Source organism: Buchnera aphidicola (Mindarus keteleerifoliae) (assembly GCF_039392895.1).
In the GTDB taxonomy this organism is placed as follows: Bacteria; Pseudomonadota; Gammaproteobacteria; order Enterobacterales; family Enterobacteriaceae; genus Buchnera_A; species Buchnera_A aphidicola_A.
Genome location: NZ_CP135027.1, coordinates 138,749 through 162,639 on the forward strand (window position 1 = coordinate 138,749; position 23,891 = coordinate 162,639).

Annotated in this window: 17 protein-coding genes and 1 pseudogene; 15 read left to right on the top strand and 3 right to left on the bottom strand. The window is 24.3% G+C overall.

Going from position 1 to position 23,891, the window contains the following annotated elements; all coding sequences use genetic code 11:
- Positions 1 to 384: 384 nt before the first annotated feature.
- A complete protein-coding gene (gene ileS, locus RJT62_RS00670) occupies positions 385 to 3,216 on the bottom strand; it encodes an isoleucine--tRNA ligase (protein WP_343153854.1) in 2,832 nt (943 codons plus the stop codon).
- A gap of 438 nt (positions 3,217 to 3,654) precedes the next feature.
- On the opposite strand from ileS, the gene rpsT reads away from it, so the two are divergent.
- A complete protein-coding gene (rpsT, locus tag RJT62_RS00675; RefSeq protein ID WP_343153855.1) occupies positions 3,655 to 3,948 on the top strand; it encodes a 30S ribosomal protein S20 in 294 nt (97 codons plus the stop codon).
- A 115-nt stretch (positions 3,949 to 4,063) separates the two neighbouring features.
- On the opposite strand, the gene dnaJ is transcribed toward rpsT, so the two are convergent.
- Together dnaJ and dnaK are read right to left on the bottom strand one after the other, a co-directional pair.
- Entirely contained in the window at positions 4,064 to 5,200 is a 1,137-nt protein-coding gene (gene dnaJ, locus RJT62_RS00680; RefSeq protein WP_343153856.1) for a molecular chaperone DnaJ, read from the bottom strand.
- A 110-nt stretch (positions 5,201 to 5,310) separates the two neighbouring features.
- Complete coding sequence (gene dnaK / locus RJT62_RS00685; RefSeq protein WP_343153857.1) at positions 5,311 to 7,227, bottom strand: molecular chaperone DnaK; 1,917 nt, start codon at positions 7,225 to 7,227, stop codon at positions 5,311 to 5,313.
- Positions 7,228 to 7,732: 505 nt separating this feature from the next.
- Here dnaK and RJT62_RS00690 point away from each other — a divergent pair.
- From RJT62_RS00690 to folC, 14 genes and pseudogenes are all read left to right on the top strand, one after another.
- The gene (locus RJT62_RS00690; RefSeq protein ID WP_343153858.1) at positions 7,733 to 8,020 is read left to right on the top strand and encodes an NADH-quinone oxidoreductase subunit A; all 288 of its coding nucleotides are present in this window, start codon (positions 7,733 to 7,735) and stop codon (positions 8,018 to 8,020) included.
- Between the two features lie 103 nt (positions 8,021 to 8,123).
- Positions 8,124 to 8,714, top strand: a pseudogene (locus tag RJT62_RS00695) (NuoB/complex I 20 kDa subunit family protein); the annotation flags it as partial.
- 115 nt (positions 8,715 to 8,829) lie between these two features.
- Entirely contained in the window at positions 8,830 to 10,626 is a 1,797-nt protein-coding gene (gene nuoC, locus RJT62_RS00700; RefSeq protein WP_343153859.1) for an NADH-quinone oxidoreductase subunit C/D, read from the top strand.
- 2 nt (positions 10,627 to 10,628) lie between these two features.
- The gene (nuoE, locus tag RJT62_RS00705) at positions 10,629 to 11,117 is read left to right on the top strand and encodes an NADH-quinone oxidoreductase subunit NuoE (protein ID WP_343153860.1); all 489 of its coding nucleotides are present in this window, start codon (positions 10,629 to 10,631) and stop codon (positions 11,115 to 11,117) included.
- Positions 11,114 to 12,394 carry an NADH-quinone oxidoreductase subunit NuoF gene (gene nuoF, locus RJT62_RS00710; RefSeq protein ID WP_343153861.1) on the top strand — a complete coding sequence of 427 codons (1,281 nt, stop codon included), beginning with the start codon at positions 11,114 to 11,116 and terminating at the stop codon, positions 12,392 to 12,394. The genes nuoE and nuoF overlap by 4 nt, the downstream gene beginning before the upstream one ends.
- A gap of 144 nt (positions 12,395 to 12,538) precedes the next feature.
- The gene (gene nuoG / locus RJT62_RS00715) at positions 12,539 to 15,274 is read left to right on the top strand and encodes an NADH-quinone oxidoreductase subunit NuoG (RefSeq protein WP_343153862.1); all 2,736 of its coding nucleotides are present in this window, start codon (positions 12,539 to 12,541) and stop codon (positions 15,272 to 15,274) included.
- Positions 15,267 to 16,211, top strand: a complete 945-nt coding sequence (nuoH, locus tag RJT62_RS00720) for an NADH-quinone oxidoreductase subunit NuoH (protein WP_343153863.1) — start codon at positions 15,267 to 15,269, stop codon at positions 16,209 to 16,211. Before nuoG ends, nuoH begins: the two co-directional genes overlap by 8 nt.
- 26 nt (positions 16,212 to 16,237) lie before the next feature.
- Positions 16,238 to 16,783 carry an NADH-quinone oxidoreductase subunit NuoI gene (gene nuoI / locus RJT62_RS00725; protein WP_428994287.1) on the top strand — a complete coding sequence of 182 codons (546 nt, stop codon included), beginning with the start codon at positions 16,238 to 16,240 and terminating at the stop codon, positions 16,781 to 16,783.
- Between the two features lie 24 nt (positions 16,784 to 16,807).
- Complete coding sequence (locus tag RJT62_RS00730; protein ID WP_343153865.1) at positions 16,808 to 17,308, top strand: NADH-quinone oxidoreductase subunit J; 501 nt, start codon at positions 16,808 to 16,810, stop codon at positions 17,306 to 17,308.
- 54 nt (positions 17,309 to 17,362) lie between these two features.
- A complete protein-coding gene (nuoK, locus tag RJT62_RS00735; protein WP_343153955.1) occupies positions 17,363 to 17,665 on the top strand; it encodes an NADH-quinone oxidoreductase subunit NuoK in 303 nt (100 codons plus the stop codon).
- Entirely contained in the window at positions 17,662 to 19,497 is a 1,836-nt protein-coding gene (locus tag RJT62_RS00740) for an NADH-quinone oxidoreductase subunit L (protein WP_343153866.1), read from the top strand. Before nuoK ends, RJT62_RS00740 begins: the two co-directional genes overlap by 4 nt.
- A gap of 87 nt (positions 19,498 to 19,584) precedes the next feature.
- Complete coding sequence (locus RJT62_RS00745; protein WP_343153867.1) at positions 19,585 to 21,078, top strand: complex I subunit 4 family protein; 1,494 nt, start codon at positions 19,585 to 19,587, stop codon at positions 21,076 to 21,078.
- 36 nt (positions 21,079 to 21,114) lie between these two features.
- On the top strand, positions 21,115 to 22,575 hold the full coding sequence (locus RJT62_RS00750; RefSeq protein WP_343153868.1) for an NADH-quinone oxidoreductase subunit N: 1,461 nt from the start codon (positions 21,115 to 21,117) through the stop codon (positions 22,573 to 22,575).
- Between the two features lie 39 nt (positions 22,576 to 22,614).
- Positions 22,615 to 23,871: a bifunctional tetrahydrofolate synthase/dihydrofolate synthase gene (gene folC / locus RJT62_RS00755; RefSeq protein WP_343153869.1), complete on the top strand. Its 1,257-nt coding sequence runs from the start codon at positions 22,615 to 22,617 to the stop codon at positions 23,869 to 23,871.
- Positions 23,872 to 23,891 lie beyond the last annotated feature (20 nt).

The window sequence follows — 23,891 nt, forward strand, 5'->3', positions numbered from 1 at the left end:
AACATTTTTTTAAATTTTTTAATGTTTTCAGTAATGAGATTAAATTAACTAATCTTGAAATTAGAAAAAATATAATTTTAAATAATAGTTATTATATATAGTTAGAAATATTTTCATAAAAAATTTGTAGTATATATATAGAAAATAGTTAATTTTAATAAAATTAAACAAGTTTTAAATATTTTTTAATTAAAATTAGAAGAATGAAACTTTCAATTTTTTACTAAAAAAATTATTTTTTAAATTGTAATTAAAATATTAATTTATGCATTTTTACTATGGTTTAATTTGATTTAAATTAGTATTTAAATATTTTGAAAATATAAAATTTATTTTTTTTATGTATTTTAAAATGAAGTTTTTTGAATTTTAAATCATATATTTTTATAAAAAAAATCTTTTTTCTCCTTGTTTTAAGATGTTGTCTTTGCATCTATTGCAAATATTTTGCATTTTTTCTTTTTCTATTATTTTATTTTCTGAACTAAAATAATGCCAACATCGAAGACATTTTGTTCCTTGTATTTTTTTTAAATAAATTTTTAATTTTTTTATTTTGCTACTGCAGTAAGCTTCTAATGGAGCTTTGTGATATTCTTCAATATTGGCTTTGGAAGTTAAGAATGCAAATTTTAGTTCGTTGTTTAATACGTTTAAAATATTTTTATTTTTTTTATCTAAGTAAATAGTTACCGATACTTCTAATGAATTTTTAATTATTTTTTTTAATTTCCATTTTTCTAAAATTTTGTTAACTTCATTTTTTATTGCAATAATTTTTTTCCAAAAGAGATTATTAATTTCAGTGTTTTTTGGTAAATTAAATAGTTGATCATACCAATTTTTAGTAAAAATATATTTTGAATTTTTTCCTGGTGAATAATTCCAAGATTCATCAGCTGTAAATGGTAAGATAGGAGCTATCCATCGAATAATAGCATGTAAAATATGATACAAACTAGTTTGAGCACTTTTTCTAATAATTCCATTTTTTTTAGTCGTATACAATCGATCTTTGATAATGTCAAAATAAAAAGAACTTAAGTATATTGAACAAAAGTAAAGTATAGTTTGAAAAACGTCGTGTATTCTATAAGCTTTATATGAAGATATTATTTTTTCTTGAGTAGATTTAGTTTTTTCAATAATCCACTGATCCAGTAATATCATTTTACAAGAAGAAAGTAGATCTGTTTTTATGTTAAAGTCATACAAGTTAGAAAGACAAAACCGGATAGTGTTTCTTATTTTTCTATAATGATCACTTGTTTGTTTTAACATTTCATGAGAAATTGAAATATTTTCAGATACATCAGTAGATGCTACCCATAATCTTAAAATATCAGCTCCCAATGTTGTAATAATTTTTTTTGGGTTTATAGTATTTCCTATTGACTTCGACATTTTATATCCTTGTTGATCAACAGTAAACCCATGAGTAAAAATTGTTTTAAAAGGAGATTTTTTTATGGTAGCACTAGATAATAAAATAGAAGACATAAACCAGCCTCTATATTGATCTGAACCTTCTAAACATATATCTGAAATTTCTTCTTTTTTAGTATCATTAATATATATATCTGATATTTTCATGGATCCTGATTCAAACCAAACGTCTAATATATCTGTACTTTTATAATACATATCAGAATTTTCTTTAACAATTTCTTTTAAATTTAGGTCCCACCATATTTCTATTCCTGAATTTGATACTTTTTTAGATATTTTTTTTAATATAAATTCGGTTGATGGATGTAATTCTTTTGTTTTTTTATGAATAAAAAAAGGTATTGGTACTCCCCATGTTCTTTGTCTAGAAATACACCAATCAGGACGAGTTAATAACATCGATTCCATTCTTTTTTTTCCCCAATTTGGAATCCATTTTATATCTTTAACAAATTTTAAAGCAGTATTTCTTAAATTATTTTTATCTAATCCAATGAACCATTGAGGAGTAGTTCGGAAAATTACTGCAGATTTGTGTCTCCAACAATGAGGATAATTATGTCTTATTTTTTCTAAATGCAATAAATTATTATTTTTTTTTAATAACTTGATAATAATATCAATACTTTTATATATATGTATATTAGTTAGTAATTTATGTGTTCCGGATAAAAAAATTCCATTTTTATCTATATTATTAGATATTTTAATTTTATATTTTTTACATATATCGTAGTCTTCAGGTCCATGATCAGGGGCAATGTGAATAGCTCCAGTTCCTATTTTTGAAGTAACATGTTTTGATAAAATTACGGGTGTTGTAATTTCTAAAAAAGGATGTAAGAAATATAATTTTTCTAATTTTTTTCCAGTAAAACTAGTTATAGGATTCCAGTTTAAAACACCTATTTTTTCCATTGTTTTTTTTGTTAATTTTTTTTCTAAAATTAAAAAATTGTTTTTAATTTGAATAAGTTGATATTCAAAATCAGGATGTACAGCTATTGCTTTATTGGAAGGTAGACTCCAGATAGTAGTAGTCCAAATTGGAAGATAAATAGAATAATTATTTAAATTAATATTTATTTTAAAAATCTTTTTGAGGATATCAGTATCAATTGCTTTAAATAGCACTATAGCTGAATCAGATTTTTTTTCTTGATGTTCAATTTCTGCATCTGATAAAGATGATTGACATTCAAAGCACCAATGAACTGGTTTAAAACCTCGGTATAAATGATTATTTTTTATTAGTTTTGAAAGCTGTTTTATAATATTTCCTTCTGATTTAGGGTTCATAGTTAAAAAAGAATTTTTCCAATCTCCTAGAACACCTAATTTTATAAAATCTTTCTTTTGGTTTTCTACTTGTTGTAAAGCATAGGATCTACATAATGATCTAAATTTTTTTTTAGGAATGTCTTTTTTTAATTTTCCTATTTTTTTTTCAACTTCATGTTCGATAGGTAATCCATGACAATCCCAAGATGGTATAAAAGGAACATCAAATCCTGACATTATTTTTGATTTTATGATAATATCTTTTAAAATTTTATTTAAAGCATGACCTAGATGAATATTTCCATTAGCATAAGGAGGTCCGTCTTGAATAAAAAATTTTTTTTTCCCTTTTCTAGATAAACGAATATGATTATATAAATCATCTGTATTCCATTTTTCTAATATCAAAGGTTCTTTTTTAAATAAATCTCCTTTCATTGAAAAGTCGGTTTTAGGTAAATTTAAAGTAGATTTATAGTCATTCATCGAAAACCTCTAAAAACTTAGACAAAAGTTAGTTTGTTTACAAACAAAAAGTCATCTGAAATTAATTTTTTTGACTTTAATTTTTGTATTGAAAGTATAGATTTTTTTTCATTAAATAAATGTAAATATTTTATTTAAAATTAATTTTTTTTTAAATAACTTGTTCAGTATAATCTATTATTAAATAAAAAGTTATTTCTTTTTTCAAAATTCTAAAAACATTGATAAAAATTATTTTTATAAATTTAAATAATTTAAATAAAAAGAATGTTTTTTTTAAGTAAAAAATATTTAGAAAATAAAAAAATATTGTTTAATGAATACTTTTAATCTAATTTAAATATTTATAAAATTATTATAAAAATATAAATGCAAATAATATTGATTGTGTAATAATGAGATAATAATATATAAAATATAAAAGTGGAGTAGTTGAAATTGGCTAATCTTAAATCTTCTAAAAAAGATGCTATAGTTTCTAAAAAAAGAAGACTTTTAAATATGAGTAAGCGTTCTATGATTAGAACATTTATAAAAAAAGTTCGTATTGCTATTTTTTCTAAAAAAAAGGAAAAGATTATATTTTCTTTTAGAAAAATGCAATCTATAGTAGATAAGTATTCGAAAAAAGGATTAATTCATAAAAATAAAGCTGCTAGATTAAAATCAAGAATAAATAACAAAATTAAAAAAATTTTTGGAGAAACAAAAGTTTTAAATAAATTAAAATAAATATTTTAATAGAATCATTGATTCTAGTTTATTAATTTTTCTTTGAAAAAAAAGAATAGTATTGTTTCCATTTTAAAAAATAATTGGAAAACAATACTATTAATATAATAAAAAATTATCTCGTTAATTCATCAAAAAATTTTTTTACTCCATCAAAAAATCTTTTTGATTTCGGACTATTTTTTTTTTTTTTACAATTATCAAAACTTTTTCCTAATTGATATAGCAGATATTTTTGTTTTTCGTTTAAATTAATAGGTGTTTCTACTATTACTCGACATAATAAATCTCCTTGATATCTGGTTCTAATAGATTTTACACCTTTTCCTCTCATTCTAAATAATTTTCCTGATTGTGTTTCAGACGGAATCTTTAATTTTATTTTTCCGTCTAATATGGGTACTTCAATTTCTCCTCCTAATGCTGCCATCGAAAAATTTATAGGAACTTCACAATATAGATCATTCTCTTTTCGTTGAAAGATAGGATGGTTTTTAACTATTATTTCAACGTACAAATCTCCATTTGGAGCTCCATAATTTCCAGGCCTACCTTCGTTGTTTAAACGAATTCGATCATTATTATCTACCCCTGCAGGAATTTTAATAGATAAATTTTTATATTTTTCTATTTTTCCTTCCCCTCTGCAGATGTTACAAGGAACTTTAATTATATCGCCTTTTCCGTAACAAACAGGACAAGTTTGTTGAACTGTAAAAAATCCCTTTCTCATTTGTATTTTCCCTTGACCGTTACAACTTGAACATTTTTTAGGTTTAAGACCGTTTTTAGAACCAGTTCCATAACATGATGAACAATGTTGTAAAGAAGGAATTCTTACTTTTTTTACAGTCCCTCGTACAGCTTCTTCTAATGTTAGTTCTATTTGATATTCTAAATCCTTACCTTTAGAAGATCTTTCTTTTTTACTATTTCCAAAAATATCTCCAAAAACATCTCCAAAGATATCACTAAAATCGGCAGAAGTATTAAAATTTCCATGAAAACCACTTCCAGAATTACCTTGTTCAAATGCAGCATGTCCATATTGATCATAAGCAGTTCTTTTTTGATTATTAGAAAGAACTTCATAAGCTTCTTTAATTTCTTTAAATTTTTTTTCAGCAATTTTATTACCTTGATTTCGATCAGGATGATATTTCATTGCTAAACGTCTATAAGCTTTTTTTATATCTCTATCTTCTGATGATTTCGATACTCCTAAAACTTTATAATAATCTTTTTTTCCCATGCTTTTTTTTTACTCCTAACGTATATTACGGGCGTAGGAATCACTCCTCGCCCGTGCTGGGTATCGATTAATTGATTTTAATTATACTTTAGTTGATATTTAAAAAAATATTATTTTTTAGGTTCTTTTATTTCTTCAAATTCTGCATCTACAATATCTGATTCTTTTTCTTTAGTAGATTCATTTGCATTTTCATTTTTAATATGATCATTTTTTTTTGAGTCAAATTCAGTTAATTTAGAAGATACTTTTAATAAATCTTGAATTTTATTTTCAATATTGTTTTTATCTTCTCCTTTTAGAGCGAGATCTAAATTATTGATTGAAGATAGAATAGTTTCTCTTTCTTCATTGTTTATTTTATCTTTATGTTCTTCAAGTTTCTTTTTAGTATTATGAGAAATTTGATCTCCCTGATTTCTAGTTTGTATTAAATTTTCAAATTTTTGATCTGCTTCTGCATTGGCTTCTGCATCAGAGATCATTTTTTTAATTTCATTTTCATTTAATCCAGAAGATGCTTTTATGGTAATTTTTTGTTCTTTTCCTGTTTTTTTATCTTTTGCAGATACATGCAATATACCATCTGCATCAATATCAAAAGTAACTTCAATTTGAGGTATACCTCTAGGAGCAGCTTCGATTCCGTCAAGGTTAAATTGTCCTAATGATTTATTAGCAGAAGCTTGTTTCCTTTCACCTTGCAAAACATGTATTGTTACGGCAGATTGATTATCTTCAGCAGTAGAAAAAACTTGACTGTGTTTGGTTGGAATAGTAGTGTTTTTATTGATTAGTGTCGTCATTATTCCACCCATAGTTTCTATTCCAAGAGACAAAGGAGAAACATCTAATAATAAAACGTCTTTAACATCTCCAGAAAGAACTCCTCCCTGTACAGCAGCCCCTACTGCAACAGCTTCATCTGGATTAACATCTTTTCTAGGTTCTTTTCCAAAAAATTCAGCTACTTTTTGTTGAACCATAGGCATTCTAGTCTGTCCTCCAACTAAAATTACATCATTGATTTTATCGATATTTAAATTAGCATCTTTTAAAGCCATTTTTAATGGTTTAATAGATCTTATTACTAAATCTTCTACTAAAGATTCTAATTTAGAACGAGTTACTTTTATATTTAGATGTTTTGGACCAGTAGAATCAGCAGTAATATAAGGCAAATTAACTTCTGTTTGTTGAGTAGACGATAATTCTATTTTTGCTTTTTCAGCTGTTTCTTTTAGTCTTTGCATTGCTAAAGAATCATTTCTTAAATCAATTCCTTGTTCTTTTTTAAATGTATCTACTAGATAGTTGATTAGTCGATTATCGAAATCTTCTCCACCCAAATGCGTATCTCCATTTGTTGCAAGAACTTCAAAGGTTTTTTCTTTGTCTACATCATCTATTTCAATTATTGAAATATCGAATGTACCTCCTCCTAAATCGTACACAGCTACAATTCTATTTCCTTTTCCTTTATCTAATCCATAGGCTAATGCTGCTGCTGTTGGTTCATTGATAATTCTTTTTACTTCTAAACCTGCAATTTTACCAGCATCTTTAGTAGCTTGTCGTTGAGCATCATTAAAGTACGCAGGTACAGTAATTACTGCTTTGGTAATTGGTTCACCTAAGTAATCTTCCGCTGTTTTTTTCATTTTTTTTAAAACTTCAGCAGATATTTGAGGTGGAGCCATTTTTTTATTTTTGACGTTTAACCAGGCATCTCCATTATTAGATTGTACGATTTTATAAGGCATAATTTTAATATCTTTTTGTACTTCTTTATCTTTAAATTTTCTTCCGATTAATCTTTTTATTGCAAATAAAGTGTTTTCTGGATTAGTTATAGCTTGTCTTTTAGCAGGTTGTCCAACTAGTATTTCATTTTCTTTGGTATAGGCTATTACAGAAGGAGTTGTTCTGTCTCCTTCAGCATTTTCTAATACTCGAGTTTGTTTTCCATCCATAATAGCAACGCAAGAATTTGTAGTTCCTAAATCTATTCCTATTATCTTGCTCATGTAAATTTCCTCTCAATTAAGTATGTTTGTATATTTATAAGCAGCAATAAATGATTAGTAATTTTAAAATAAATAAAAGATTCTAAAATCGATTAGTTTTTATTTTTATGAATTAAAGATACGACGTGTGTTTTTGATATATAATTTTATATTGTTTAATAGTAAATACATGGGGTCTATTTGGGTCTGATCAAGGGGTAATGAAAGAAAATATTATTTGATTTTAAAAAAAAATAAAAAAATAGATGATTTAATTTTATTATTTTGAAAAAAATGTACATTTTTACAGTATATTTTTTATTTTAAAAAAATATGTAAAAAATGTTTATTGATTTTAAAAAAATTTTTCTTTTTTTAAAATCGATGTTTTTCAAAAATTAATGTTATTATTCTTTAACATGTAAATTTAATTTTTATTCATATTAAAATGCTTAATTCAACATTTTCTTCGGATTTAATTTCATTTTTTATCTTTGTTTTTTTTGTTTTTTTTATTTGTTTTTTTATGTTAACTTTTAGTTTTTTTTTAGGAGAAAAAAAATTTTGTAAAAACAAAAATCTTCCTTTCGAATGTGGAATTGATTCTGTTGGAAATACTTCAATAAAATTTTTAGTAAAATTTTACTTTATAGGAATTCTTTTTGTAATATTTGATGTGGAAGCATTATATATATATATATGGTCGGTTAATGCAGTTAAAATAGGAATAATAGGATTATTAGAAATGGTTTCATTTATTTTTATGCTTTTGCTTTCTTTATTTTATGTAGTAAAGATGAAAACATTTTTTTAAGTATAATTTTTTAAATGTTAAAAAGCATAATTTATTTATAAAATATGGTATTTTTAATTGGTTTAATACTATTTTTTATTAAAACAAATCGAAAGGTACTTTTGTGAAATACATTTTAACTAAAGCAGATAATTTTAGTACAAAAAAAAGTTTTAAAGAACAAGAAAAAAAATTGATAAAAAGTAATCAATTTATTAAAAAAAACGTTTTTTTAGGAAAATTAAAAAAAATTGTTAAAAACTTAGTTAATTGGGGAAGAAAAAATTCTCTTTGGCCTTATAATTTTGGATTATCTTGTTGCTACGTAGAAATGGTTACGTCTTTTACATCGGTTCATGATGTAGCTAGATTTGGATCAGAAGTACTGAGAGCTTCTCCTCGACAAGCTGATTTTATGGTTATAGCAGGAACTCCTTTTATTAAAATGGTTCCTGTTATTAAACGATTATACGATCAGATGTTAGAACCTAAATGGGTTATATCAATGGGTTCTTGTGCTAATTCAGGAGGAATGTATGATATTTATTCGGTAGTTCAAGGAGTAGATAAATTTTTGCCAGTAGATGTTTATATTCCCGGTTGTCCACCTCGTCCAGAAGCATATTTACAAGCTTTATTATTATTGCAAGATTCTATTACCAAAGAAGATCGTCCATTATCATGGATAATAGATAATCAAAAAATATATAAAAAATAAAAAGTTTTTGAGAAAAAAGAAATTTGAAATATTTATTATGGTTTTTTTAGATTAGTTGTAAAACAAAAAACTAGATTTAAATTAAATTAATATAAAAAACAAAAAAATATTTATGAAAAATAAAATAATTAATGATCGTATCAAAAAATTTAAAGATAAAAAAAAATATGATAATTTGATCATTGAAAAATTATATAAAAACTTTGATCAAAAAATTTTTAAATTTCAATTAACTTTAATTAATTTTCCGGTCTTATGGATCGAATCTGAAGATTTGTTAAAGGTAGCTACTTATTTGGCTAATTTATCAGATCCATATATAACATTATTTGATTTACACGGAATTGATGAACGATTACGAAAAAATCGAAAAAATGTTCCGATTTGTGACTTCTCAGTATTTTATCATTTTATTTCGTTTGAAAAGAATTTAGATATTTTAATCAAAGTTTCGTTATTTAAAGAAAAATTATCTATTCCAACTTTAACCAAACTTTTTGTTAATGCTAATTGGTATGAACGAGAAACATGGGAAATGTTTGGAATTGATTTTGTAGGCCATCCTCATTTAACAAGAATATTGATGCCAGTTACTTGGGAAGGTCATCCATTAAGAAAAGATTATCCTGCAAGAGCAACAGAATTTAAAAATTATCAATTAACTGAAGAAAAAGAAGAAAGAGAATCTAAAGCATTAAGATTTTCTCCAGAATTTTGGGGAATGAAAAGAAAAAATAGTCATTCTGATTTTATGTTTTTAAATTTAGGTCCAAATCATCCATCTTCTCATGGTGCTTTTCGAATAGTTTTACAATTAGATGGAGAAAAAATTGTCGATTGTGTTCCAGATATAGGTTATCATCATCGAGGAGCTGAAAAAATGGCTGAACGGCAAACATGGCATAATTATATACCTTATACAGATAGAGTTGAATATCTAGGAGGTTGTGTGAATGAAATGCCTTATATTTTAGCCGTAGAAAAATTAGCAAATATTAAAGTTCCAGAAAGAGTAAAATGTATTAGAGTAATGTTATCTGAATTATTTAGAATAAATAGTCATTTATTATATATTTCTACCTTCATTCAAGATGTAGGGTCTATGACTCCAGTATTTTTAGCATTTACCGACAGACAAAAAATATATGATATAATTGAGTTTATTACTGGTGCAAGAATGCATCCAGCATGGTTTCGAATAGGAGGAGTTGCTTATGATCTTCCAAACGGATGGGATAAAATTCTTAGTAAATTTCTCAATTGGATTCCTAAGAGATTAAAGTTTTATACCGATATGGCATTAAAAAATTCTATTTTGATATCTCGTTCAAAAGGAGTTGCTTCTTATAATAAAGATCAGGCTTTAGATTGGGGTGTTACAGGAGCTGGATTACGTGCAACTGGGGTAGAATTTGATGTTCGGAAGAAACGACCTTATTCTGGATATTCAAATTTTGATTTTGAAATTCCAATAGGAAATGGAGTTAGTGATTGTTATTCTAGGGTAACATTAAAAATGGAAGAAATTTTTCAAAGTTTAAGAATATTAAAACAATGTTTAAATAATATGCCTAATGGTTCTTTCAAAGCAGAACATCCTTTAACTACCCCCCCTTTAAAAAAAAATACTCTTAAAGATATTGAATCAATGATTACACATTTTTTACAAATGTCTTGGGGACCAATAATGCCTCCAAACGAAAGTTTTCAAATGATAGAAGCAACTAAAGGAATTAATAGTTATTATTTAATCAGTGATGGAGATTCAATGAGTTATAGAACTAGAATTCGGACTCCTAGTTTTGCTCATTTACAACAAATACCTTCTGTTATAAAAGGAAGTTTATTATCAGATTTGATCACGTATTTAGGCAGCATTGATTTTGTCATGTCAGATGTGGATCGTTAAAAATGAAAAAAAAATATTTAGATATTGTTCTGACTATGGAAGAACAAAAAAGAATTTTTGAAGAAAAAAAAAAATATGAATATCCTCAAGCTGCTGTTATAGAAGCATTAAAAATAGCACAAGAAAAGAGGAAGTGGATTTCTAAAGATGTTATTTATGCAATTTCAGAAATTTTGTCTATTCCTTCGGTATATGTACAAGAAGTAGCTACATTTTATAGTCAAATTTTCCTTGAACCAGTTGGAAGGAACGTCATTCGATATTGCGATAGTGTAGTATGTTATGTTGTTGGATACAAAAAAATATTATCGATACTAGAGAAATATTTAAAAATAAAACCAGGACAAACAACAATAGATAATAAATTTACTTTATTACCAATTTGCTGTTTAGGATGCTGTGATAGAGCACCAAGTATGATGGTTAATGAAGATACTTATTTTAATTTATCTGATAAAAAAATTGTTTCGATATTGGAATCTTATTTATGAATAAAAAAATTCGAAAACCGGAGAGTCACCCTTTAACATGGAGATTAAAAAAAAATAATAGTCCTATTTGGATTAATGAATATAAGTTAAAAAATGGGTATTCGGCATTAAAAAAAAGTTTATGCAAAATGAGTCCAGTAGAAATAATAGATGAAATTAAAAAATCAGAATTAAAAGGAAGAGGAGGAGCAGGATTTAATACTGGGATGAAATGGGATATGGTTTCGAAATCAAAAATTTCAAAAACAAAATATTTAGTTTGTAATGCTGATGAAATGGAGCCAGGGACGTTTAAAGATAGATTGTTAATGGAGAGTATTCCTCATCAATTAATTGAAGGAATGATAATCGCAGCTTTTGCTTTACAAGTTCATTGTGCTTATATTTTTTTACGAGGCGAATATATCCAGGCTCTGAAGAATTTAAAAAAATCAATTTTTGAAGCTTATAAAATGGGGTATTTAGGAAAAAATATCTTAAAAACAGGTTTTAGTTTAAACATTTTTATACATACTGGAGCTGGACGTTATATTTGTGGAGAAGAAACAGCTTTATTAAATTCTTTAGAAGGAAAGAGAGCTAATCCCAGATTCAAACCTCCTTTTCCGGTAGAAATTGGTTTATGGGGAAAACCAACCTGTATCAACAATGTAGAAACATTATCCAATGTTCCAGGTATAATATCTAATGGACATATTTGGTATAAAAATTTGTCAAAAAGCGTTGATTCTGGAACAAAAATGATGGGATTTTCTGGAAATGTTAATACTCCTGGAATATGGGAACTTCCTTTTGGAACTACAGCTAGAGAAATTTTAGAAGATTACGCTAATGGAATGAAAAAAGGATTTCAGTTAAAAGCTTGGCAACCAGGAGGAGCTGGAACTGATTTTTTAACTCCTCAGCATATTGATGTTCCAATGGATTTTGAAAATGTTAGTAAAATCGGTAGTAGATTAGGTACTGCAGTAGCTATGGCTGTAGATAATCATATTAATATGGTTAAATTAGTATACAATATTGAAAAATTTTTTTCTAGAGAATCTTGCGGTTGGTGTACTCCATGCAGAGACGGTTTACCTTGGATAGTAAAAATTTTAAAATCATTATCGAAAAAAAAAGGAAAGGAAGGGGATATTGAATTATTAGAAGAATTAAGTTTAAGTTTATCATTTGGAAAAACTTTTTGTGCTCATGCTCCAGGAGCAATGGAACCTTTAACAAGTGCAATTAAATATTTTAGGATAGAATTTGAAAGAGGAATTAAATTAAAATGATAATTTTTTATATTAAAAAATATAGGTTCTTAATTATTAATTTTAAATTTTAAATTTAATTTCTTTTATAATTACTAATTAAAGAATTGATATTTTGAGATATAATGTCAATTATCATATATTTTAATTTAATCGGAAATGTTTATGTTTAAACTTTTTGTAGATGATATTGAATATTCTTTTAAAAAATCTTCTAATATATTAGAAGCTTGTCTAGTTTCAGGGGTAAACATACCTTATTTTTGTTGGCATCCTATGTTAGGAAGTGTAGGGTCATGTAGACAATGTGCTGTAAAATTGTATGCTAATGATACTGATAAAAAAGGGAAAATAGTCATGTCTTGTATGACCCCATTGGACAAAAAAACAATTATTTCTGTACAGGAAAAAGAAGTAATAAATTTTAGAAAACAAATAATTGAATTATTAATGATTAATCATCCTCATGATTGTCCTATATGTGAAGAGGCTGGAAGTTGTCATTTACAAGATATGACTGTTATGACTGAACATTATTCTCGTCGTTATAGATATAAGAAAAAAACTCATTTAAATCAATATTTAGGACCTTTTATACAACATGAAATGAATAGATGTATAAAATGTTTTCGGTGTGTTAGGTATTATCAGGATTATACTGATGGTAAAGATTTAGGAGTATTTGGAAGTGCAGATAATATTTATTTTGGACGTTTAAACGAAGGCATGCTTAATAGTGAACACTCTGGAAATTTAGTAGAAATTTGCCCTACAGGGGTTTTTACAGATAAAATATATTCTAAAAATTATACTAGAAAATGGGATATGCAATACGCTCCAAGTGTATGTCAATATTGCAGTATAGGATGTAATACTATAGTAGGAGAACGGTCTGGAAAAATAAGAAAGATCGATAATAGATTTAATAAAAATGTAAATCATTATTTAATATGTGATTTGGGAAGATTTGGATTTAGTTATTCTAACTCAAATGATCGTCCCAAAAATTTAAAGGAGAAAATACAAGGAAAATTATTAGATTTAAATAAAGAAAATGTTTTTTTTAGAATAAAAAACATCTTTAAAAATTCAAGTCAGGTTATAGGTATTGGTTCTTCAAGAGCAAGTATAGAAAGTAATTTTTCATTGCAAGAATTAGTAGGTAAAGAAAATTTTTCTATGGGTGTTTCAAATGATGGAAAAGAGTTGTTGGATTTTATTTTAAATTTGATTAAAAATAGGAATTTTTCCGTTCCTACTTTATCCGAAATAGAAAATTGTGATGTTATTTTAATATTAGGTGAAGATTTAACCCAAATTTCTCCACGTATGGCATTAGCAGTAAGGCAAGCAGTTAAAAGAAAACAATATGGTAAGATAAAAAAAATTAATGTTCCATTATGGCATAACAAAGCAGTTTTAAATATTTCTCAAGATAAGAAAAATAAATTATTTATAACGAGCATAGATCATACGAAATTAGATGATATTTCTTCTTGGAATTATTATGCTTCTTATGAAAAGCAAGCTGAATTTTCTTTTTTATTAGCTAAAAAAATAAAAGACTTTTCATTTTCTACAAAAAAGTTAGATCATATTTTTGAAAAAAAGATTTCTTTAATTGCAAGCAGTTTGTTGAATGCTAAAAATCCATTGATCATTTCTGGTTCTCATTCTAGAAGTATTTCTTTAATTAAATCAGCATCTAATATTGTTCAAGCAATAAAAAAACATAATAAAAATGTCAATTTAGTATTATTAACTCCTAATGCTAATAGTTTAGGAGTAGCATGTTTAGAAGGAATGTCTATTGAAACTGCATTAGAAAAAGTTGTTACTAAAAAAAATAGTTCCTTAATAATTTTAGAAAATGATTTATATCGATATATATCAAAATCTAAAGTTAATAAAGTATTAAAATTTGTCAAAAATATTATTACTATAGATCATATTTCAACTTTAACAACAGAAAAAAGTACAATGATCATACCATGTACGAATTTTTTTGAAAGTTCCGGCACGGTTGTTAATTATGAAGGTCGAGCACAAAGATTTTTTAAAGTTTATGATCCAAATTTCTATAATAAAAACGTTTATGTTCTTGAGAGTTGGAAATGGTTGACATTATTTAGAAACTTTATTCTGGATAAAACAAAGAAGAATATATCATTTGATGATATTGTAAATCAATGTGGAGAAAAACATCCTAAATTAAAAAAAATTGTTTCTATTTCTCCAAATTCAAATTTTCGAATTTTTGGTCAAAAAATAGCACGATCTCCTCATAGGTATACTGGAAGAACGGCTTTATTTCTAGATAAAAATGTTCATGAATTTCAGCGTTTAAAAGATAATGATACTATGTTTTCATTTTCAATGGAGGGTAATCAATCATTTAATCAAACTGCGTCTTATGTTCCTTTTATTTGGTTTCCAGGTTGGAATTCAGCGCAAGCATGGAATAAAGTTCAAATTGATAAAGAAAATAAATTATGTGAGGGTTTACGTTTATTTTCAAAGAATACTAAAAATAGAATTCCTTTCTTTAAAAGTAACAAAAGTGTTAATTATTTAAATGTAAACCTAAAAATTGTACCTTATTATTCAATCTATGGTAGCGAAGAAATAACTCAAAAAGATTCAATTATTTTAAAATTAATAAAATCAACTTACATAAAAATCAATAAATTGACTGCTATAAAGTTAGGTTTTAAAGAAAATAGTTTTATTACATTTTTTTATTTTAAAGAAAAATTTATTTTTAAAGTAAAATTTTCTGTTTTTTTAGATAAAAATATAATTTCTTTACCCATAGGTTTTCCAAATATTCCTTTTTCTCTAATAGAAAAAAATATAAAAAATTTAAAAATAGAAAAACAATGTATTTTATTAAATGAATAGGAATTTTATTATGCTTAAAACCATAATTTTGTTATTATTGACAATTTCGTTTTCTGCTTCATTAAGTGTAATAGAAAGAAGATTATTAGGATTGTTTCAAAATCGTTATGGTCCAAATAGAGTAGGTTGGCAGGGATCGCTTCAACTAATAGCTGATATGATTAAAATTTTTTTTAAGGAAGATTGGATTCCGCCTTTTAGTAATAAAATAATATTTGTATTAGCTCCTATTATTTCATTTTCTTCTTTGTTAATAATAGTTCCTATTATACCTATAACTAAGGAATTATTAATAATAGATATTAATATTGGTATCTTGTTTTTTTTAATGATGGCTAGTTTATCAGTTTATTCTATATTGTTTGCCGGATGGTCTAGTAATAATAAATATGCTCTATTAGGTGCTTTACGTGCTTCAGCTCAAACATTAAGTTATGAGATTTTTTTAGGATTATCTTTAATGGGAGTTGTTCTTCGTGCTGGATCTTTTAATATTCTTGATATTTTAAATAGTCAAAAACAAGTATGGAATATTGTACCTCAATTTTTTGGTTTTATAGCTTTTTTTATTTCTAGTTTGGGAATTTCTCATAGACATCCATTTGATCAACCAGAATCTGAACAAGAATTAGCAGATGGTTATCATCTTGAATATTCAGGAATAAAATTTGGGTTATTTTTTATAGGAGAATATATTTCAATAACAACGTTATCTGGCTTAATGACTGTTATATTTTTAGGAGGATTTTATGGTCCATTTTTTCCTTCTGTTATATGGTTTTTAATTAAAATGATTTGTTTAATATTTCTTTTTATTTTAATACGAGCTTCTTTACCCCGGCCTAGATATGATCAAATGATTTCATTTGGTTGGAGATGGTGCTTTCCTGTTACTCTATTAAATTTATTAGGAACTTCTATTTGGTTGATATGTTAATAACATTCTAAAATATAAGGTTAGATTTGGTTATGAAAAAAAGTATAAAAAATATTTTTAGTCAATTTCGAAGTATTTGGGTGGTTTTAAAAAATATTTTTTCTAAAAGAGAAACAAAATTATATCCTGAAGAAAAGATTAAATTATCTTTTCGTTATCGAGGCAAAATTGTTCTTACAAAGACAGAACAAGGCGAAGAAAGATGTGTAGCATGTAATTTATGTGCTACTGTTTGTCCAGTAGATTGTATTTCTTTACAAAAAAAAGTTAATAAAAAAAATAAACGTTGGTATGCGAAGTTTTTTAGGATTAATTTTTCTCGATGTATTTTTTGTGGATTATGTGAAGAAGCATGTCCAACTGCAGCTATACAATTAACGCCTAATTTTGAATTAAGTGAATTTAAACGTAAGAATTTAATTTATGAGAAAAAAGATTTATTAATCTCAACTTCAGGAAAATATCCAGATTATGATTTTTATAATTATACTGGTGTATCTATTAAAGGTAAATTTAAAGGAGAATTAAAAAACGAATCTAAACCGATTAAATCAACTACTTTACTTCCTTAAAATTATTTATAAAGAGAGTATTAAATGCAATTAATAATTTTCTATTTTTGTGGAAGCTTATCTATTTTAGCTACTTTATTATTAATTTTTCAAAAAAATGCAATGTATGCATTATTTTATTTAATTATTTCTATAATATCCATTTCAGGAGTATTTTTTTCTTTAGGTGCTTATTTTGCTGCGGCATTAGAAATCATTATTTACGCAGGTGCAATAATGGTTTTATTTATTTTTGTTATTATGATGTTAAATCATAAAAGTGTTTGTGATATACGAGAAAAAATAAATATAATGGAATTAATTATTTCAGTCTTTTTGTTTTATTTATTTGTTCAAATACTATTTAAGATGAATAGCATATTTTTTGAAAAAAAAATATATTTTGAAATAATTAGTACAGAAATTACAGGAATTAAATTATTTAGTTTATATGGCATTTTGGTTGAATTAATTTCAATATTATTATTAACAGTTTTACTTATTATTTTTCATTTTGGGAAAAAAAATTTTGCGTTAAGAAAATAAAAAGATTTTTAAATTTATAAAAATATGTAAAATTGATAAAAAAGGATTATGAATATGATTCCTGTTACACATGGTTTAATGCTTTCTTTTCTTTTATTTTTTTTAGGAATTTATTCTCTTATTATTAGAAGAAACTTTTTATTTATGTTAATTTCATTAGAGATAATCATAAATGCTATCGCAATTGCTTTTGTTGTTTCGAGTAGTTATTGGCATCAAGTAGATGGTCAAATTATGTATATTTTTTTAATTACGATAGCTGCTTCAGAAGTAAGTATTGGTTTAGTTTTATTATTACATTTATATAAATATTCCAAAGATTTAAATACCGATAAATTAAGTGAGACAAATCAATGAGCATAAGTATTATATGTTCTGTATTTTGGATGCCGTTAGTAGCATTTTTATTATTGACATTTTTTCTAAAAAAAAAATCAAATATTTTTCCTTCATTAGTAGGTACTACATCCATTTTTTACTCATTTATAGTTACTATATTAATAAGTATTAATTTTTTAATTGATTCTAAAATAACAGTTATCAAACATTTATGGACTGTCATTTCTTTAAAAAAATTTATTGTTAATTTTAATTTAATATTAGATAGCTTATCATTAGTAATGTTAATTATGGTTTTGGGAATAAGTTTACTGATACATTTTTTCAGCGTTTGGTACATGAGTTTTGAAAAAAATAATTCTAGATTTTTTTCTTATACTAATTTGTTTGTTTTTAGTATGAGTATATTAGTTTTATCAGGAAACTTAATTTTCACATACATAGGATGGGAATTAGTAGGAATTTGTTCTTATTTTCTTATAGGATATTATTTTAGTAGTGTTAAAAATATTCAATCAGCTATGAAATCATTCATAATAACTCGATTAGGAGATATTTTTTTATTATTAGCTATAATGATGTCTTATTATCAGTTTAAAACATTTGATTTTGAAAAAATTAATTATTTATTGGAACATAATTTTTATTCTAAGAATTCATTAGAATTAATTGCATTGTTTTTTCTGTTAGGATCAATTGGAAAATCAGCTCAAATACCTCTTCATATTTGGTTACCTAAAGCAATGAAAGGTCCTGCTCCAGTTTCAGCTTTAATACATGCAGCTACTATGGTAACAGCCGGAATATATTTAATTCTAAGAATGCATAATTTGTTCTTTTTAGCCCCTAATATATTATATTTATCAGGAGTTATAGGTTCATTAACCTTATTGTTAGGAAGTTTTTTAGCCATATATCAAACAGATATAAAAAAAATCTTAGCTTATTCAACAATAAGTCAGTTGGGATATATGTTTTTGGCAATTAGTGTTCATGCATGGAATGCTGTAATTATTCATTTGATTACCCACTCTATTTTTAAAGCATTATTATTTCTTTCCGCTGGATCAGTAACTAGGGCTTCGAAGAATAAACAAAATATATTTGAAATTCCTGGATTTCGAAAAAGTTTACCGGTTACTTATTGGAGTTTTATAATAGGGGGATTATCTTTATTTTCTTTTCCTATTATTACATCTGGATTTTACAGCAAAGAATTAATTCTTTCATATTTGTTTTATAATGGATCACTTGTATTTTTTTTATTTAGTATAGTAGGATGTTTATTAACATCGATTTATGTTAGTAGATTAATTTTTATAGTTTTTTATAATAAGAAAAATGTGATTCAAAAATTTTCTTTTAGTATATATAAAATTATACCTTTAATAATATTAATGATGTTATCAACATTTTTGGGTCATTTTTTATTAATTCCCTTGTATCAAATATTTCCAGAAAGCAATTATTTGGGAAAAAATGAATTTTGGTTAGAAATTTTCAGTATTATATTTATATTCTTAGGATTATACATTTCATATTATAAATTTTATTTAAATAAATTTTTTTTTCCTTTTTTTCAAAGAAGTTTTTGTTTTTTAAATTTTTTTAATTTGATAGCAAAATTTTTTACTTTTAATTTTATATATAATTTTTTTATAGTACGAGTTTATTTGATTATTGTTAAATTATTAATTAAGGATCCTTTAAAAATATGGGCTAATTATTCTACAATACTAGTTGTACTTATGAATAAACTTTTATTTTTAAATTCAAAAAAATATTTACGACGGTATATATCTTCAATTATTGTAGGATTATTAATCATGTTTTTGTTTTCAACAATATGAAATAAAAAAATATTTATTATTATATTTAATTTTTGGATTTAATTTATATGTTAAATAGAACTATTATTAAATAGGATTATAATACAAATGTTACTTCTTTTATTAATTATAATTCCCTTTTTAGGAGGGTTTATAAGTTGGAAATCAGAACAATACAATATAAAATATCCTCGATGGATTGCTTTAATAACAATGAGTATTGTTTTTTCATTATTAATGTATTTTTATTTTTATAAATTTATTAATTTTGTTCATAGAACATCAGATCATCGATGGATTATTGAATTTTCATATCCTTGGATTCCTAAATTTGGCATAAGTTTTCACTTAGCTATGGATGGATTATCATTATTAATGATTTTCTTAAGTTCAATTTTAGGAATTATATCAGTATTGTGTTCTTGGAATTTTTATCAGCATTATAAAGGATTATTTTATCTTTCATTATTGCATATTTTTTCCGCAACAATGGGTATTTTTTTATCTGTTGATTTATTCTTATTTTTTTGTTTTTGGGAAATTATATTAATTCCAATTTATTTGTTAATTATATTTCCTAGTGTAAAAAATAATGCAAAAAGAAGACGAATTTCTTCTGCTAATTCTTTTTTTATGTATTCTCAATTTTCTAGTTTTATAATGTTAGTAGTTATAATTAATTTATCAACTTTGTATTATATTAAATATAATTTTTGGACTTTTGATTATGAGTTATTAATAAATCTTTTTAATGAGAATAAAAATTTTTCTATTTTAGAACATGTCTTAATGATAGGAATGTTGATTGGGTTTGCTGTAAAAATTCCAATAGTACCCTTTCATGGTTGGTTTCCAAATGTTCATCGATATCTACCTGTAGTAGGATCTATTGATATAATTGGATTTTTATCGAAAACTGGAATTTATGGAATTTTAAAATTTGTAATTCCATTGTTTCCTAATTCATCACATAATTTGGCTAATTTTTTTGTTTTTTTAGGATTGTTAAATATTTTTTATGGAGCATTACTTGCATTTTCTCAAAGCGATTTAAAAAAAGTAATTGCTTACGGATCAATTTCTCACACAGGATTAATTTTTTCATCAATTTATGCTTATAATCAAATTTCATATGAAGGAGCAATTATATATTTAGTTTCTTGTTCTTTTTCTACTTCAGCATTATTTATTATAACAAGTTTATTAAAAAAATATTTTCATACCAAAAATATATATAAAATAAGTGGTTTATTAGAAAATTTTAGTTGGTTGCCGGGATTCTTTTTGTTTTTTTGTTTTTCTAGTATAGGTTTACCAGGAACTGGATCTTTTATTGGAGAATTAATGATTCTGATGGGAATTTTTGAAAAAAATCCAACATTATCAGGTATTTTTTTTCTTGGTTTGATGTGTTCCGTAGTATATACGCTAAGATTTATGCAAAATATTTGTTATGGAAATTACAAAAATGTTTCAGAATGTACAACCATTTCTTCAATTGATATTTTAACGTTGTTTATTATTTCATTTTTTTTATTTTTTATTGGATTAAATTCAAAATTTATTATTAATATTTTATGTTTAACAAAACCAATTATTTAATTTTTTTATTTATCTTAAAGGATATGATCTTTAATCATGATAGTTTTTAAACAATTATTTAGTTTATTACCAGCATTAATATTAATGCTAGTTGGTTTTATTTCTTTTCTTTTTATGTCATTCAAAAAAAATTTAAATTTAATTAAAAATTTGAATATATTAGGCTTTATATTATCTTTATTATCTTTATTTTTAGTATATAGAAGTGTTCCTATAAAAATAGGAGAAATATTATTCATTAATTTTTTTTCTATCGTATATTTAGGTGTCTTGTTATTGATAGGGTTATGTTCTTGCATATTGTTTTTAACAAATAAAAAAAGATATATTCAAAATCCAGAAAATTTTTTTTTATTAATAAATTTAGCTATAATAGGAGCAATGTTTGCAATTATTTCTAACAATATGATCATTATGTTTATAGGAATTGAACTAATGTCTTTACCTATGTTAGCTTTGTCTGGTTATTTTGTAAATGAAAAAAAATCAGTTGAAAGTTCTTTAAAATATTTAATTTTATCTACTATTTCTTCTTGTTTTTTATTGTTTGGAATATCTTTAATTTATTGCATTTCAGGAAATTTTAATTTTTTTCATTTTAATGAGTTATCTATTTTTAGTTCGTATGATGTAGATAGAATTGTATTATTTGCTTGGTGTTTTATATTAACTGGATTTGGTATTAAAATTGCTATTTTTCCATTTCATTCATGGATTTCTAATATTTATGAAGGTATTTCTTTTTCTTCATTATTATTTTTTTCTACAATAATTAAAATTGTTTCATTTATCATTTTAATAAATTTTTTCATATTTTTTCCTAAAAACAATTTACATAATTTGTTTTTTTTAATTCAGATACTTTCATTTTTTTCGATTTTACTGGGAAATATATTGGCATTATTTGAAAAAAATATTAGAAAATTATTAGCTTATTCTTCAATAGCATATTTCGGATCTTTATTAATTTCTGTTGTTACGTTATTTGATAATAAATTTGCTTTAGAATCGTTTGGAATTAACATAGTTAATTATGTGCTTTCTAGTGTGATTTTTATTGGGATTTTGAATTATATTTCAACAATTGATAATAATCATTATCATAATGGTTTTGAATTTTATAAAGGATTATTTTGGAGAAATCCTATTCTTTCTATATTAATGACAATATCAATATTTTCTTTTGCAGGCATTCCTTTTACAATAGGATTTTTTGGTAAGTTTTTTTTATTTTTATTAATAATAGAACAAAAATTTTATTTTTTAGGAATCAGTTTTCTTTTGGGAAGTGTATTAAGCATGTATTATTATTTGAGAATTGTAGTAAACATGTTTATTAATGAACCAATGATTAATAAAAAGAATCTTTTGATTAAAAAGAAAATTTCTAATAATTGGATATTTACTTTTTTTGGTTTTTTAATGATAATATTATCTATGTCAATTTTATTTTTCGGAATTAATTTAAATTTTTTAATTAATTTATTTTCGATATAAAAAATTTAGAACTAACATTTAAATACGTTTATTAAGAAAATGCATAAAAAAAAATTATCTTTTTTAGAATGGATTAATTATATAAAATTTTTTAAAAGAAAAAATGATTTTTGTTTAAAAAATGTAATAAATATAGCTAAAAAATTAGATTTATTACATTTTTTTTCATTTATCTTTGTAGTTGGAGGAACAAATGGAAAAGGAAGCGTTTGTTATATTTTAGAAAAAATTTTATTGTACTCTAGGTATAAAGTTGGTTTATATACTTCACCTCATTTAATAAGTTATTTAGAAAGGATTCGAATCAATGGTTTTCATTTAGATAAAGATTGGCATGTTTTAGCTTTTAAAAAAATAGAAGAAGCTAGACAGTCTCTTAAAATTAGTTATTTTGATTTTATAACCTTATCCGCTTTATTTTTATTTAAATATTTTAAGGTAAATGTTATCATTCTTGAAGTAGGTCTAGGGGGTAAATTAGATGCAACTAGTATTGTTGCTAATGATATTAGTATCATTACTAATATTGATTTTGACCATAAAGAAATTTTGGGGAAAACTCGTTTTAAAATTGCTCATGAAAAAGCGGGAATATTCAAAAAAAATAAAATTGCTATTATAGGAGAAGAAAAAAGAATTCCAAAAAGCATATACTCAACTGCAAAAAAGTTAAATACTTCATTAATTAGAGTTAATTTTGAATGGTTTTATGAAAAAAAAGAAAATACATGGAATTTCATAAGTAAAAAATGGAAATTTTATGGTCTTCCTTATTCAAATATCCCCTTAATAAATATTTCAGTAGCTTTTGCTGCATTATCTAAATCAAATTTGTTTGTTGATACTAATTTTTTAAAAAAAAAATTATTTCCAATTAATATCCCAGGTCGTTTTTCGATAGTTCAAGAGAATCCTCGTATAATTTTAGATGTAGCTCATAATTCACATGCTTCATTTTATTTATCTAAAGAAATAAAAAAAATTTCTAAAAAATATTTAAAAATTTATGCTGTAATTGGAATTTTAGAAAAAAAAGATTTTGATGGAATTGTCTCAAATTTTTTTGGAATAATTAACAAATGGAATTTTATTTTATTAAATCAAAATGAGAAAAAGTTTATTGATCGTGTAAAAAAAAATTTATTTTTTAAAGATTACAAATTTTTTTTTAATGTTCAGAATGCTTGGAATGATATTTTTTTATCTGTTTCTAAAAAAGATTTAATATTAGTTTTTGGATCATTCATAACAGTTTCAAAGGTTATGAACATATTAAAAATAAATATTAATAAGTAAAATTTCAAAAATAAAATATA

Coding starts and splice junctions, on each gene's coding strand:
- folC (WP_343153869.1), top strand. CDS start 22,615: ATGCATAAAAAAAAATTATCTTTTTTAGAATGGATTAATTATATAAAA.
- nuoG (WP_343153862.1), top strand. CDS start 12,539: ATGTTTAAACTTTTTGTAGATGATATTGAATATTCTTTTAAAAAATCT.
- nuoF (WP_343153861.1), top strand. CDS start 11,114: ATGAATAAAAAAATTCGAAAACCGGAGAGTCACCCTTTAACATGGAGA.
- ileS (WP_343153854.1), bottom strand. CDS start 3,216: ATGAATGACTATAAATCTACTTTAAATTTACCTAAAACCGACTTTTCA.
- RJT62_RS00745 (WP_343153867.1), top strand. CDS start 19,585: ATGTTACTTCTTTTATTAATTATAATTCCCTTTTTAGGAGGGTTTATA.
- nuoH (WP_343153863.1), top strand. CDS start 15,267: ATGAATAGGAATTTTATTATGCTTAAAACCATAATTTTGTTATTATTG.
- nuoK (WP_343153955.1), top strand. CDS start 17,363: ATGATTCCTGTTACACATGGTTTAATGCTTTCTTTTCTTTTATTTTTT.
- RJT62_RS00750 (WP_343153868.1), top strand. CDS start 21,115: ATGATAGTTTTTAAACAATTATTTAGTTTATTACCAGCATTAATATTA.
- nuoC (WP_343153859.1), top strand. CDS start 8,830: ATGAAAAATAAAATAATTAATGATCGTATCAAAAAATTTAAAGATAAA.
- RJT62_RS00740 (WP_343153866.1), top strand. CDS start 17,662: ATGAGCATAAGTATTATATGTTCTGTATTTTGGATGCCGTTAGTAGCA.
- RJT62_RS00730 (WP_343153865.1), top strand. CDS start 16,808: ATGCAATTAATAATTTTCTATTTTTGTGGAAGCTTATCTATTTTAGCT.
- dnaK (WP_343153857.1), bottom strand. CDS start 7,227: ATGAGCAAGATAATAGGAATAGATTTAGGAACTACAAATTCTTGCGTT.
- dnaJ (WP_343153856.1), bottom strand. CDS start 5,200: ATGGGAAAAAAAGATTATTATAAAGTTTTAGGAGTATCGAAATCATCA.
- RJT62_RS00690 (WP_343153858.1), top strand. CDS start 7,733: ATGTTAACTTTTAGTTTTTTTTTAGGAGAAAAAAAATTTTGTAAAAAC.
- nuoE (WP_343153860.1), top strand. CDS start 10,629: ATGAAAAAAAAATATTTAGATATTGTTCTGACTATGGAAGAACAAAAA.